This window comes from Myxococcales bacterium (genome assembly GCA_022563535.1).
In the GTDB taxonomy this organism is placed as follows: Bacteria; Myxococcota_A; UBA9160; order UBA9160; family UBA4427; genus DUBZ01.
The window spans coordinates 42,420-54,984 of the sequence record JADFNE010000028.1; the positions used below are offsets into that span (position 1 = coordinate 42,420).

A 12,565-nucleotide genomic window follows, 5' to 3' on the forward strand; every position below is an offset into this window, starting at 1 on the left:
AGCTAGGTAGAGCTATCGGTAGCCACTCGCTAAAGTTGACTGCAATTCATCACGCTGCCAATCTTTTGTACCGGCGGCCTCCGGGACCTTCGATCTTCCGTACCGAGCAGTATGGTTGAGTTCCCGCGCGATGAACTCTTGATCGCACGCACTCCGCGTCGTCCTTCTACTATTCTCCCTCGCCCGGTTGCATGGTGCTAGAGTGGTCTATCCGAATTTTTTTTGACGGCAAATGCTCCCGCCGTCTAGAATGACCCACGGTTGCTGAAAAATTTTCAAAAGGAACGAGCATGAACTGGATGGCTCCCCCGAATCGCTATGTGGCTATATGCGCGGCGCTTCTTCTCTCTCTGGTGGTTGTCCCCGTGGCAGCTCTGTCGGAACCGCTCAACGAAGCCAAGTCGGTCCGCCGTCAGGGCAACGTCGACGGCGCCGAATCGCAAAAGCGAATCGATACGGTGAGCGCCGAGACCGAGAGTTTGTTCACGCAATATCACAATGCGTTGGCGCAGATCGATTCAATTCGCATCTACAACGGTCAGATGAAGAGATTGATCAGCGACCAGGACAAGGAGATCGCGTCGCTGCGGGAACAGGTGGATCGTGTCGAGGTGGTCGGCCGCAGCGTCACCCCTCTGATGCTTCGCATGATCGAAGCCATTGCCGCGACCGTGGAGCTCGACATTCCGTTTCTCGCAGATGAACGTGCCAAGCGAATTGCGGACCTGCGCGAGTTGATGGGCCGGGCCGACGTGAGCAACGCTGAGAAGTACCGACAGATCATGGAGGCCTATCAGGTGGAGAACGAGTACGGCCGCACGATCGAAGCCTACCGCTCGACCTTGGAGGTGAACGGCGTTGAAGTGAAGGCCGACCTGCTTCGCTTCGGCCGCATCGCCCTCGTGTATCAGACCCTGGATCAAAAATCGGCTGGGGTGTGGAACCAAAAACTTGGCGTTTGGGAACCCCTTGATGCCGGTTACCGATCGGCGATCAAGGAAGGACTCAAGATTGCGCGCAAGCAAATGGCGCCGGATCTGATCCGGTTGCCACTCCCAGCCGCCCGGGCTCTGGGAGGAGCAAGCTGATGCGCGCAGCTACAACGACTCGGTTGCTGATTTGCAACATGGCTCTGGCAATAGTCTTCGGCTTCGCGGCGGTGTCGACCGCGCAAGACCAGCCCAAGTCCCCCGAACCCAAGACCCTCGAAGAATTGCTCGAGATGGTGAAAGAGGGTTTCATTGCCGAATCCGACGACAACGCCGCGCGCGAGGCGCGGTTTCTGGCGGCTCGGAACGATCAGCAACGCCTGCTCGACGATGCCCTCGCAGTGCTTGCTGGCGAGGAAGCGATCAGCCAGGCCCTCGAATCCACCTACAACGACAACGAGCCCTTGATCGGCACGCTCCAGGAAACGTTGACAGAGCGCCTGGGACAGATGGGTGAACTCTTTGGTGTCGTGCGTCAGGTCTCGAACGATTTGAGTGGGCAGGTCTGGGAATCGCTGACGAGCTCACAGCTCAGCGATCGCACAATACTTCTCGACAGACTCGGTCGCAGCAAGGAACTCCCGTCGACCAAGGATCTCGAAGGTCTCTGGTTCGAAATGCAGCGGGAAATCACCGCCCAAGGCGAGATCGAACGTTTCGTCACGACGGTTTTGACTACAAAGGGAGGCGAGGTCGAGCGCGAGGTCGTCCGAGTGGGTCCGTTTACCGTGATTTCGAATGGCGGCTACCTCTTGTGGGATCCCAAAGCACAACAGCTGGCAGAGCTACCGCGCCAACCTCCTGCCAAGTACCTCGACACTGTGGAGGGTTTCGAGACGGCCACCACCGGTTTCGTCAAATTGGCGGTCGATCCATCAAAGGGCGCACTGCTCGAATCCCTGCTCGAAACACCGAGTCCGCGTGAACGCGTCGAACAGGGCGGTGGCGTCGGTTACGTGATCATCTGCCTCGGTGTGGGGGCATTGCTCGTGGGTGTCTGGCGCTGGTTCCTGATCTCCGCGACCAGTCGCAAGGTCAGGGCCCAGCAGAAGAGTAGTAGGACCAGCTCCGACAACCCGCTCGGTCGCATCTTGGTGATCCCCGAAGCTTCGAAGGACATGGACAGTGAAGTGCTCGAGCTGAGGCTCGACGAGGCGGTGCTCAAGGAAAGCAGTGATCTCGAGCGCTACCTGTGGGTGGTCAAGACGGTCTCGGTCGTATCGCCGCTGCTCGGCCTGCTCGGCACGGTGACGGGCATGATCAAGACCTTCCAGTCGATCACGTTGTTCGGCGCCGGCGATCCCAAGATGATGGCGGGGGGTATTTCCGAGGCTCTGGTCACCACGATGCTCGGGCTCATCGTCGCGATTCCCCTGGTGCTGCTCTACGACATACTCAGCAACAGTGCCAGTCGCATTATCGACATTTTGGATTATCAGAGCGCAGGCCTGATCGCGTCACGAGCGGAGGGGATCGATGTGGGAGATTGAGGCCTTCGCAGCCGTCCGCGGGTTCATTGAAACCGGCGGCAATGTGCTGCTGGTCATCGCCTTCGTGACGGCCACGATGTGGACCCTGATCATCGAGCGGATCTGGTACTTCCGCCTGGGATATCGCGTCGATGCCGCAAGGATCGAAGCCTTCTGGAATGCCCGGACTGACCATTCGTCGTGGAACGCGCACATGCTTCGCGAACTGCTCATGTCTCGAATGGAACTCAAGCTGACCGATAGCTTGAGCATGATTCGCACCTTGGTCGCCGTGTGCCCGATGCTCGGCCTGCTCGGCACCGTGACCGGCATGATCGAAGTATTCGATGTGATGGCCAGCGGCGGTGGCAACACCCGTGGGATGGCGGCCGGCGTGTCAAAGGCGACGCTCCCCACGATGGCTGGCATGGTGGCCGCTATATCTGGGATGCTGCTCAGCACCCAGCTCGATCAGTTCGCCGATGGCGAAACATCTCGAGGCCAAGATAGCCTCGAGATCATTCACACTCCAAAGCGAGATCGAGAGAGTCATGCGACGTAGAAGAAACAAACACAGACCGGAAAACGAAGTCAACCTGACCCCAATGCTCGATGTCGTGTTCATCATGTTGATCTTCTTCATCGTTACGGCATCGTTCGTGAAGGAGTCGGGGATCGAGATCACTCGGCCCAGTGCGGCGACCGCCACGCGCAACGAAAAGGGCAATATCCTGATTGCCATCACCAGCACCAATCAGGTGTGGATGGATCGCCGACAAATCGATCCCAAGGCGCTGCGCGCGAACATCGAGCGAATGCGCGCGGAAAACCCCAACGGCGCAGTAATTATTCAAGCCGACGAAAAGAGCGAAAACGGCTTGCTGGTCAAGGTCATGGACGCCGCAAGGCTCGCCGGAGTCAAGAGCATTTCCCTCGCGGCCGAGATCATCAAGTAAATGATTTCGCGGCTTCCGCTCGCGCTCGTGATTGCTTGCGTGGTCACGTTCGGTCTGTTTTGGACCATGCAGGCGCTAGTGAGTACCGACGCGCAACTGATCGACAGCAAGCCGTCGCCCAAGATCGAGTTTGTGCGCTTGCGTCGCGACACCACGCCCGAGATCAAGAAGCGCGAGCCTCCCAAGCGACAAAAACCCGAAGAAGCTCCGCCTCCGCCGGAAATCAATGTGTCCAAGGCCAGCCTCGAACCTTCGGGAGATCTATCGGCATTCACCGCAAACTTCAACGCGGGTGATGCGCTCGTGGGCGGAGTCGGCATGGGCAGTGGGTCGGATCGGGACGCTACACCGCTGGTGCGGATCGAACCCGAGTATCCAATGCGAATGCGCCAGCGAAGAATCGAGGGCGCCGTTGGAATCACCTTCACAATTGCAAAAGCCGGTACGGTAAAGGACGCGCAGATCGATTATTCGCAACCTCCCGGCGTATTCGACAAGGCCGCTCTAGCCGCTGTACGCCGTTGGCGTTACAACCCAAAAATCGTGGATGGCAGGGCAGTCGAACGTCCGGGTCAGAAGGTCTGGTTCCCGTTCTCGATGGAGGACAAGTAGTGGAACCCGTGCGGAATGGCGAGGGGCAACGCGCTGGTGCACGGATGAACTCGGCGGCGCTCGTGCTCGCTGTCCTGTTTTGGACGGCGGGGTGCGTGTTCGCTGGGAATGCTCTTGCGCAGCGAGACGGCGAGCAGAAGAGCCGCAGTTGGGCGCGCAAACACGAAATCGACCAACTGACCGGGAGGCGCCTGCTGAAGGCGCAGGAATTCCTGGTTGAGGACAAGTGGGACGAGGCCGAAGCAGCTCTCGGCAAGCTGCGCCTCCGCAGTCTGAACGCAGCGGAAAGAACCAAGTTCTACACCCTCAGTGGGTACGTAGCGATGGGACGGAAAGATCTATCCCGTGCGCGAGAACTGTTCGAATTGACGATTGCTCAGGATTTCTTGCCCCTGGAAGAACGGGCTGATTTCCGTTTTATCATCGCGCGAATCTGCATGGAGCAAGACAATTGGGCGGACGCGATCGTGAACCTGAAAAGGTGGTTCCTGATCGAAGAGGAGCCCAATGCTTCTTCGTATTACTTGCTGGCCCTGGCGTACTGGCAGGCAAAGGACACCGACGCGGCCCTGGCACCCGCATTGAAGGCGGTTGCGATCGCGAATGCGCCGCAGGAAAACTGGCTCAAACTCTTGCTTGCAATTCGCCTCACTCGCAAAGAGTACAAGGAGACGATTCCGCTTCTCGATCAGATGATCCGGAGCTATCCGAACAAGACCTATTGGATCCAACTTTCCACACTTCACGGCGCGCTGGGCAACTACCCAGAGTCATTGATCCCGCTTCAGCTCGCCTATACCCAGGGCCTGTTGACCGAAGACCCGGAGATTCGCCGCCTGGCCGAGTTGTTGCTTTACCTCGAACTACCCTATCGCGCAGCGGATGTAATGAAGTTCGGTCTCGAGAGCAGTGTGGTGGATGAGGACTCCGAGTATTTCGAACTCTTGAGCAACAGCTGGATCATGGCGCGGGAGTACGACAAGGCGATCGATCCGCTGATTCGCGCCGCCGAACTTGCGGAAGGGGGGCGCATCTACCAGCGCCTGGCGGAAGTCCACATTCAGCAAGAACGCTGGCAGGAAGCGGCAGAAGCCTTGGGTCTGGCGCTCGAAAAAGGGGACTTGCCGAAACCCGGTCAAGCCACACTGTTGATGGGAATCGTCCTCTACAGCCAGAAGAAGCCAGACCAGGCGCTCCCGTGGTTCGAAAAGGCCAAAGCGTTTTCGGATTCGGAGCAAGAGGCGAATACCTGGGTCAAGCACATCAAGCGTGAAATGGCCGCGAGCTAGCGACTCAGGTTAGCGGTTGCACTCAACGCTTTTCGCAGCTCCGGTGTCGCCATGCCCGCTCTCAAGTTTCGGGCTTCCGCAAAGGTGAAAACCGGCAGCCGGGCGATCTTTCCAGCGAGCTTTTCTTCTGCCCCTTCCTCGGTGGTTCCCTCAGCGGCGATTCTGGCGATCTTTCCCGCCGCTTGAAGCAGGGGATCTGCCTGGCCTCGCAGGGGTCGAAATTCTGCCAGCTTCACCGCGTCGGCGAACGCCCCGACGCGCAGTGAACACCAGGCGAGTCTTCTGCGCGCAATTGAAACATCTGGGAATTGTTCGAGCAGCCCGCGGTCGATCTCGATCGCTTCGTCGTAGAGTCCGAGCGCGCTGTAGAACGAAGCGAGCAGGCTGAGAGAACGCAGGCCCTGCTGCGACTTTGCGTCGCTCGAATTTGCGACGAGTTGATCGTAGTAGGTCGGGATCACTCCGTTTGTAATTGCCCAGCTCCGGGCGTCGCGGATCACGCGCGCCGTGTCGAAACCGCGAGCTGAATCGAACGCCACACCCCGGTCGCGATAGTAGACGGCGACCCGCGCGAGGTTTTCGGCGTTTCGCCGATTGTCCCTCAGGTACACCGAGGACGTTATGTTTCGAAACACGAGAATCCAGCCCGGCGTATTCTCGAGATGGGCAGTGGTGTGATACCAGGGACGGTTGCCCAATTTGAGACGGGGCAGGCCCATCCCCAAGAAAACGTCTATCCCCTGGCGGTCGAGAAGTTCCAGGAAACTTTCGCCGGCCAAAACGCCTCGGTGCTCTCGGATCGGGAGATTCGCGTCCATTGCGTCGCGCGAGACATTCAAGCTGCCATTGACGAAGGTTCGCAACCGAGGTGCGAGCCAATATCCGAGAAACCCTCCCATGTAATACTCGTTGAAGAGGTTTCCCTCGAGGTTTGCATCGTCGAGCATCCATGCCGCGTGGGCCTGATACTTGGCTGCGAAATAGGGTTGGGCAAATTGTTGCAGGGTTGGGGGAATGGAACGCGATACCCCGGGCCAGTCCCCGAACTGAATGAAGCCAACAAGGAGTACGAGTGCGGCCGCGGTGCTGCATCCCAATGCCGCGAGAGATCGTGTTTTGCCTTCGGGGGTTTTCTGCGCTTGGTGAACGGGGTGCGAGTTCAGCCACGAGCCCAAAGGCATACTCAGCCATGAGCCCAAAGACGTGCTTAGCAACAGCAACGGAAAGATCCCCAGCCAGATAAATCGCACTGCAACGAGTGGGGCGACGACACCGAGAGCCGAGAGTGCGAGTAGCACGGGGTTGACGTTCAACGGTGTGCCACGCTCATTGCGGCCGAGATGTTTCAGTGCCCCAATCCCTGCCAGCAGGGAACCCGACAAGAGCAGCCAGAATATGATCCAGGCCATTGGCGTGGGTTGGCTCCCCGCTTGCGGAAAGCGAAATGCGGCGAGCGCAACCCATTCGTCGGCAACCCGGGTCAAGCTGGGTGTTTCGGAACCGGCGACCAGGTAGGCCATGTGGGGATCGATGCCCGCCGGGTTGAACCCCGTCGCTAGCGTCCCGAGCACGAGAGCGATACCGAGCCACAAGACCCTCGGAGTTCTGACGGGTGCGAAACTTCGCGCAGATCCAATCTCATAGATGACAAGACCTGCAATTCCGACCCCTAGCAAAACCGGGCCCAGCAAGAAGCCAGCGTGAAGGTTCGCCCATAATGCGCACAGCGCGACGGCCTCTATAACCCGGCGGCGCGAGGGGCACTCTTTGGACTCGAGCAGCAGCCGGTAGAGAATCAAGCTGAACAGGATCGTCAACAGATGGGGCCGGAGTTGAATGAGTCGATATGCGGACAGCACGATGAATGCGCCGGTGCAAAGGCTCGCAGCGACCCGCGAATGGCTCGTGCGCCTGAGCAGAGACCAGGCCAGAGCCAGAATCGCGGTGACGAGCAGTACGTGAGTCAATCGAAGAGCGGTGAAGCCCCAAAGGTTTGTGATCGAGGCCAGGCCGAGATCGGCGAGCCATGCCGCCGCGACCGGTGGACCCGACGAAGTAAACAAGAGAGGGTCGTGGGCCAGCCAGGGACCGCCTTGCGCGTAGGCATCTCCGAGGGCGAGGTGCCACCAAAGGTCGTCGGTCATGATGGGTTGACCCACGGCTACCAGAACCAGGGCCACGAGCAAGCCGATGATGATGTGAGGTAGGAGTTCGAATCGCCGATTAGGAATGGACTCGGTGAACATTAGACCCCTACCGCGATGTGATTCGGATCGCTATTCGGGAACCAGTCGTACGCGAATTCCGAAGAATCCCTGGTAGGACCACCGTGCATTCGTGTAGTGAACTTCAAATGTTTCGTCGTACTCGCTTGTTGCTTTGACGTCGATGTCCATGTTTCCGAGCATTCGATATACGCGAGCGCCCATGAACGTCGATACCACGAAGGGGCCGGCGCGTTTTGAATCTACTTCGATTTCCAGTCCCGGTCCAATTCCGTTCAATACTTTGGTGTTGTGCCCCGCCAGGATGATCTGGCGGAATCCATCTATTTTTGGGGTAGGGAGAGGGCTTACCAACTTGACGAGTCGGCGTACATCTCCGATCACTACGATCTTCTCGCGAATCCATTCAACGGACGGCTTGATTCGTATACGTCGGTCGAAGACGTCGAACGTGAGAGCGAGACCTCCACCGGCCGACCAAACCAGGGTGTCGACATAGGCTTGACCGCGACTCCCCTGACCCAGGATGTCGGTTTCCGCTGGGTTTGCGAGATTCGGAACGTCGAACTCGCCGACCTCTCCCTCCTTCGCAAGATCGTATTTTTGCGAGAAACTCGCGGCGACGTCTCCGTGCACAAAGAGCCGGGGGCGTCCGGGGATTGCGATGTCCGTCACGAACGGTACGTAGAGCAGGCCGGGCGTCATCAGTTCTATAGAGGCGTGGGCGATTGGCGCGAACATGAGGTTTTTGCCGCTGGCTGGCGGCCTGATCGCGGGTTTCGACGTCCCAAAGGGTAGGGGGTCAGGTTCTAGAATGTCGCTGGACTCGGAGGCGGCACTGCCGCGTTGCAGCAACATGCCCAGTGAGACGGAGAGTGCGGGAACCCATCGTTCGAGCTCATCTCTCGCAGGTTCGATCTCTACCTTTGCTCGTTCTTCGGCAGCAGAGAAGCTCCCCTGCGCGAGCACGAATAGAAGAATGAAGAACATGCCCCGCAATCTCTTGACTGGAAATAACATCGGAGCGAGGATCGCTCATTGGGGTGCCACAGTGCAATAGTCTCTACGAGCTGACTCGAGCTCTGGGTCAATATTGAATGGATCGATTCGCGGGGTTCGAAGAGTGTTGCACGTCTATCAGCAAACAGCGGATCGCATTGCCACCGGCCGCTTGATGTCAGCATGTTGCGCATCGGGTTCCTATTTCGTCCGTTGTTGCGCACTAATTCTATTGTTCATGTTGCCGGTCGCCCCAAGTGCGAGCTGGGCGCAGGAACCGACCGAGAGCGTGACCGGCGAGGCGCAACCGGGTCCCGTCGAGAGCGAAAGCGTACCGACCGTCACGGACCCACAGGGCGATGATCTCGTTGAGGGAGATGATCTGGACGAGGTTGAAGCGATCGCAGCACCACCGGCGCCGACCGGCCCGATCCAGCCACCAGAGGGCTACGAAGTCATCAAGATCAAAGGCCGCGCAGTCAGCGGTATTGAAACGGATGTTCCCGAGTCCGTGACGCAATTTGATGCCGAATCGATCGCAGCCCTGGGCGCCGGGAACATTGCCGATCTGGCGAAGGTAACACCCAACGTCGAGATTGTGGTCGCGGGGGCGACGGCGGCCACGTTCTTCATTCGCGGCGTGGGACTCGCTGATTTCAGCGCCAATGCGGTGGGCGCCGTGGCCATCTACAAAGACGATATTGTCATGAACTCACCCGCAATTCAGCTCGGGCTGCTGTTTGACTTGCGCGCTGTGGACTTCATCCTGGGGCCGGCGGGTATTGGCCCGCATCGAAACGCGTCGGCGGGCGCAATCAAGTTATACGGAAACAAGCCGACGCTGGAGTACGCGGCTCGGGTCAAGCAGAGTGTTGGCAGTTTCTGGAGCAAGGATGCCCGCGACGCGTTCATTCGCGACACCGAGGGTTTCATCAATCTTCCGTTAATCGACGAGATGTTGGCCATGCGCGTTGCATTTCGCGTGTCCAAGGTAGATCCGTTCATGACCAACGGTTGTGGCGATGCGCTGCCCTTCGCCGACCGGATAGGACCACCGCTTCTTTTTCCTCCGGGCATGAATCCAGCTGCGGTCTGCAGCGAAGGTTTGATCCGCCGCAATGCCATTTCTCCAGTGCCAGAGAATCTGCCAAAGAAAGTGGGCGGAAGAGGAGCCTGGGCAGCGCGTGGAGCGCTCCGGTTGCAACCTCCTGGCACGGACATGGACTGGCTCGTCAGTTTTCATGGCAGTCGCCTGGATCAAGATTCAACCCTCGGACAGGCGATCGGCGTCGGCGGCACCATCGATGCGTTGGGAGGAATAAATTCCCTAGCTTATTGGGAACCCGATACTTTGGCGGAATACAGCGAGACTAAATGGTTTAGTGCGGGGGTCACGAGCGAAGCGCAATTTCGTCTGCTACCCGCCGCCGACAGACGTGACGCAGAAAACGAAGCCAAAGTGGTGCTGGCCAAAAACTTGGCGGACCGGCCGTTGGATAGAAACCCATACCGCGGTGACTACAATCGCGTAGGGAAAACGACCCTTGATATCTGGGGCGGGCATCTGCGAGGAGAGTTTTCTCTCGGGCGGATCGATGTGACGACGATCACCGGATTCGAAACATACGAACGCTTTCGGGACCAGGACCGAGACTTTACTCCGGATTCGCTCTTCGAGGCGATCTCGACCGACGAAGCGAAGCAGTTCACCCAGGAGTTCAATCTTTCGGGTCAGCTTTTTGATTCTGCAGTTCGCTGGAACCTGGGTGCTTCCTTCATTCAGGAGAAACTCCACAGCAGTAGAATAGACTTTCAGATAATCGCCGGCGGACCGCTTCCGTTCAAACTCACAACCAAGACGTTTGTCTTCGACGTTGATCAAAACACCTCCAGCTACATGACCTACGGTGACTTCACCTGGGACTTCTTGGAAGATTTTAGTTTGCAGATGGGCGCTCGATTGAACGTGGAAAAGAAGGACTTCCACGTAGGCCGTACGTCACAAGCTGGGTTCCTGGAGCGCGACCGTTCGGAACGGTGGAGCGAGCCGACGGGGAAGATCGCCCTCAGCTACCACGTGAGCGATGCCGTGACGTTACACACCAAGTACACCCGCGGTTACAAAGCCGGCCACTTCAATTCAGGCAATGTTGATTTCAAGGTGGCAGCAAAGCCAGAATTTGTGGACGCGTTCGAGTGGAGTCTCAATCTCAACGCATTCGAGAGCCGGTTCATTGCCCGGGCGGGTTTCTTCTTCTACAAATACAAAGATTACCAGGTCTTCCTCTTTACCGATGAGCCTGCAGTATTCAACACCCCCAAGCTTGTCATCGTCAATGCGAGTCGGGTCCAACAATATGGATCCGAGGTCAACCTCACGCTAAAACCGCTACAGGACTGGGCGCCAGAACTGTTGGACGGCCTGAAGCTCGCCGTTGAATTCGGCTGGCTTGCAAGTGAGTACCTCGATTTTACGAATATCGTCTTTCGTACCAACGTCACGGGCGGAAATATTCAAATCGCGGACGATTTTTCCGGGAATCAACTGATCAACTCTCCGAAATTCAAGGTCAGTGGCAACGTCGAGTGGCCGCTCGATTTTGGCGAATGGGGCGAGATCACGCCGCGCTACGGTTTTATCTGGGTCGACGATCTCCCCTTTGATGCAAGCAAAGGACGAGGGTCGCCGGGTCTGAACTTCACCACCCGGGAAACCTTCGACAGGTTGCCCAAGCACGCCGTGGGACAGAAGGCGCACTGGATCCACAATGTTCGACTCAGCTACAAGACGCCCATGAGGAATGTCGAAATCTCAGCGTGGGTCAGGAACGTCCTGGACGCTCGGTACAAGACCTACGCGTTCGATGTGTCGAATTTTTTCCATACCACGATCAACTACGTTGGAGATCCGCGCTCGTTTGGCGTCGACATGGTCATCACCTGGTGATCGGTACCCGAAGGTTCCTGTACCGGTGTGACGCTCTACCACCGTGTCTCTACCTGGAGCTCAAGGGATCTTGTAGCCGAGCGCGCGGAGTTGATTGAGTTGCATTTCGTCCATTTCGAGGTCGGGGGCATCGTCCTTCCAGGTAGGTCGCTGCTGCATGTAATCGATCGCCAGCTTGCGCAAACGGGTCATCACCTCGGGTTGGTCGATTTCCGTGAGTTCGCCTGGGTCATCCCGGTTGTCGAAGAGCTGTTCGGAAGCCTTGCCCTCGGGGCCGTTCCAGTTGACGACGTAGCGGAAGCTGTCTTCCACCACCGCGACGGTGGGTAACTCGGGCATTCCTCGCTTGCCCCAATTCTGGTCCAGGTACGCGATTGCGACGTTGCCATCGTCTGCCATTGGCTCGCCTCGCGCGGCGGCGAGGATTTCCGGAACCCGAGACTGACCATCGACCCCAGCCATCTCGGGCAGACCGAGCAAGTCCAGAATGGTCGGCCAGATGTCGATGTTGCGGGTCCTCTGCGAGACGACGAGACCGGGCTCGAGCCGGAATGGAAAGCTCATGATGAGGGGAACTTCGGTGGTTTCTCGAAACACTCTGCGCGCGTGTCCCTCGAATCCGCGCTCCGAGAACGCCTCACCGTGATCCGAGGTGATTACGATGAGGGTATTGTCCAGATGCCCCCCGTGATTGAGTTGTCCCAGGAGTTCTTCGAGTATGAGGTTCTCGCGCAAGATCGCGTTGTCGTAGATATCGCCGTAGATCGTTCCGAACTTTGCCGAATCTTCGTCGTAGAGATACTCGTGCAGATCCATCATGTGCAAATACAAAAACCAGCGACGATCTCCGTTGATCCTGGCGAACTCGACGGTGGCTGGAATGAGAGCGGCGTCGGTGTTGGTGGTTTTGAGCGTCGGGTTTTCTCTGCGCACTGCGGCCGACGGGCCCGAGGCCATCGGACGCATGTAGACGTCAAAGCCCTGATCGAAGCCGAAGTAACCCTCGACCCAGCCGTTGCGAAACAACCCGACCGTTTGAAATCCGGCATCGCGCATGATCTCTGCCGGACGTGTGGCTT

General features: G+C 58.0%; 10 protein-coding genes. 7 read left to right on the plus strand and 3 right to left on the minus strand.

The annotated features are described in order from the left end of the window. The first annotated feature begins 365 nt into the window (after positions 1-365). The 6 genes from IH881_10750 to IH881_10775 are packed head-to-tail and all read left to right on the plus strand — an operon-like array spanning position 366 to position 5,315. Positions 366-1,088, plus strand: coding sequence for a DUF3450 domain-containing protein (locus IH881_10750; protein ID MCH7868164.1), 723 nt, complete (start codon positions 366-368; stop codon positions 1,086-1,088). Continuing rightward, the gene (locus IH881_10755) at positions 1,088-2,479 is read left to right on the plus strand and encodes a MotA/TolQ/ExbB proton channel family protein (GenBank protein ID MCH7868165.1); all 1,392 of its coding nucleotides are present in this window, start codon (positions 1,088-1,090) and stop codon (positions 2,477-2,479) included. The genes IH881_10750 and IH881_10755 overlap by 1 nt, the downstream gene beginning before the upstream one ends. After that, entirely contained in the window at positions 2,466-3,020 is a 555-nt protein-coding gene (locus IH881_10760) for a MotA/TolQ/ExbB proton channel family protein (protein MCH7868166.1), read from the plus strand. The genes IH881_10755 and IH881_10760 overlap by 14 nt, the downstream gene beginning before the upstream one ends. Next, positions 3,010-3,414 (plus strand): biopolymer transporter ExbD, encoded by a 405-nt coding sequence (locus IH881_10765; GenBank protein ID MCH7868167.1) that lies wholly within the window; start codon positions 3,010-3,012, stop codon positions 3,412-3,414. The genes IH881_10760 and IH881_10765 overlap by 11 nt, the downstream gene beginning before the upstream one ends. After that, entirely contained in the window at positions 3,415-4,026 is a 612-nt protein-coding gene (locus IH881_10770; protein ID MCH7868168.1) for an energy transducer TonB, read from the plus strand. Further along, a complete protein-coding gene (locus tag IH881_10775; protein MCH7868169.1) occupies positions 4,026-5,315 on the plus strand; it encodes a tetratricopeptide repeat protein in 1,290 nt (429 codons plus the stop codon). Before IH881_10770 ends, IH881_10775 begins: the two co-directional genes overlap by 1 nt. Here the strand turns inward: IH881_10775 and IH881_10780 are convergent. Together IH881_10780 and IH881_10785 are read right to left on the minus strand one after the other, a co-directional pair. Next, positions 5,312-7,561 (minus strand): tetratricopeptide repeat protein, encoded by a 2,250-nt coding sequence (locus IH881_10780; GenBank protein ID MCH7868170.1) that lies wholly within the window; start codon positions 7,559-7,561, stop codon positions 5,312-5,314. The genes IH881_10775 and IH881_10780 overlap by 4 nt on opposite strands. Before the next feature lie 30 nt (positions 7,562-7,591). Further along, on the minus strand, positions 7,592-8,530 hold the full coding sequence (locus IH881_10785) for a hypothetical protein (protein ID MCH7868171.1): 939 nt from the start codon (positions 8,528-8,530) through the stop codon (positions 7,592-7,594). 298 nt (positions 8,531-8,828) lie between these two features. Here IH881_10785 and IH881_10790 point away from each other — a divergent pair, with 298 nt between their 5' ends. After that, complete coding sequence (locus IH881_10790) at positions 8,829-11,486, plus strand: TonB-dependent receptor (GenBank protein MCH7868172.1); 2,658 nt, start codon at positions 8,829-8,831, stop codon at positions 11,484-11,486. 60 nt (positions 11,487-11,546) lie between these two features. On the opposite strand, the gene IH881_10795 is transcribed toward IH881_10790, so the two are convergent. Continuing rightward, the coding region (locus IH881_10795) for a sulfatase-like hydrolase/transferase (protein MCH7868173.1) at positions 11,547-12,565 on the minus strand (1,019 nt) is incomplete at its 5' end.

Coding starts and splice junctions, on each gene's coding strand:
- IH881_10755 (MCH7868165.1), top strand. CDS start 1,088: ATGCGCGCAGCTACAACGACTCGGTTGCTGATTTGCAACATGGCTCTG.
- IH881_10780 (MCH7868170.1), bottom strand. CDS start 7,561: ATGTTCACCGAGTCCATTCCTAATCGGCGATTCGAACTCCTACCTCAC.
- IH881_10760 (MCH7868166.1), top strand. CDS start 2,466: ATGTGGGAGATTGAGGCCTTCGCAGCCGTCCGCGGGTTCATTGAAACC.
- IH881_10785 (MCH7868171.1), bottom strand. CDS start 8,530: ATGTTCTTCATTCTTCTATTCGTGCTCGCGCAGGGGAGCTTCTCTGCT.
- IH881_10770 (MCH7868168.1), top strand. CDS start 3,415: ATGATTTCGCGGCTTCCGCTCGCGCTCGTGATTGCTTGCGTGGTCACG.
- IH881_10765 (MCH7868167.1), top strand. CDS start 3,010: ATGCGACGTAGAAGAAACAAACACAGACCGGAAAACGAAGTCAACCTG.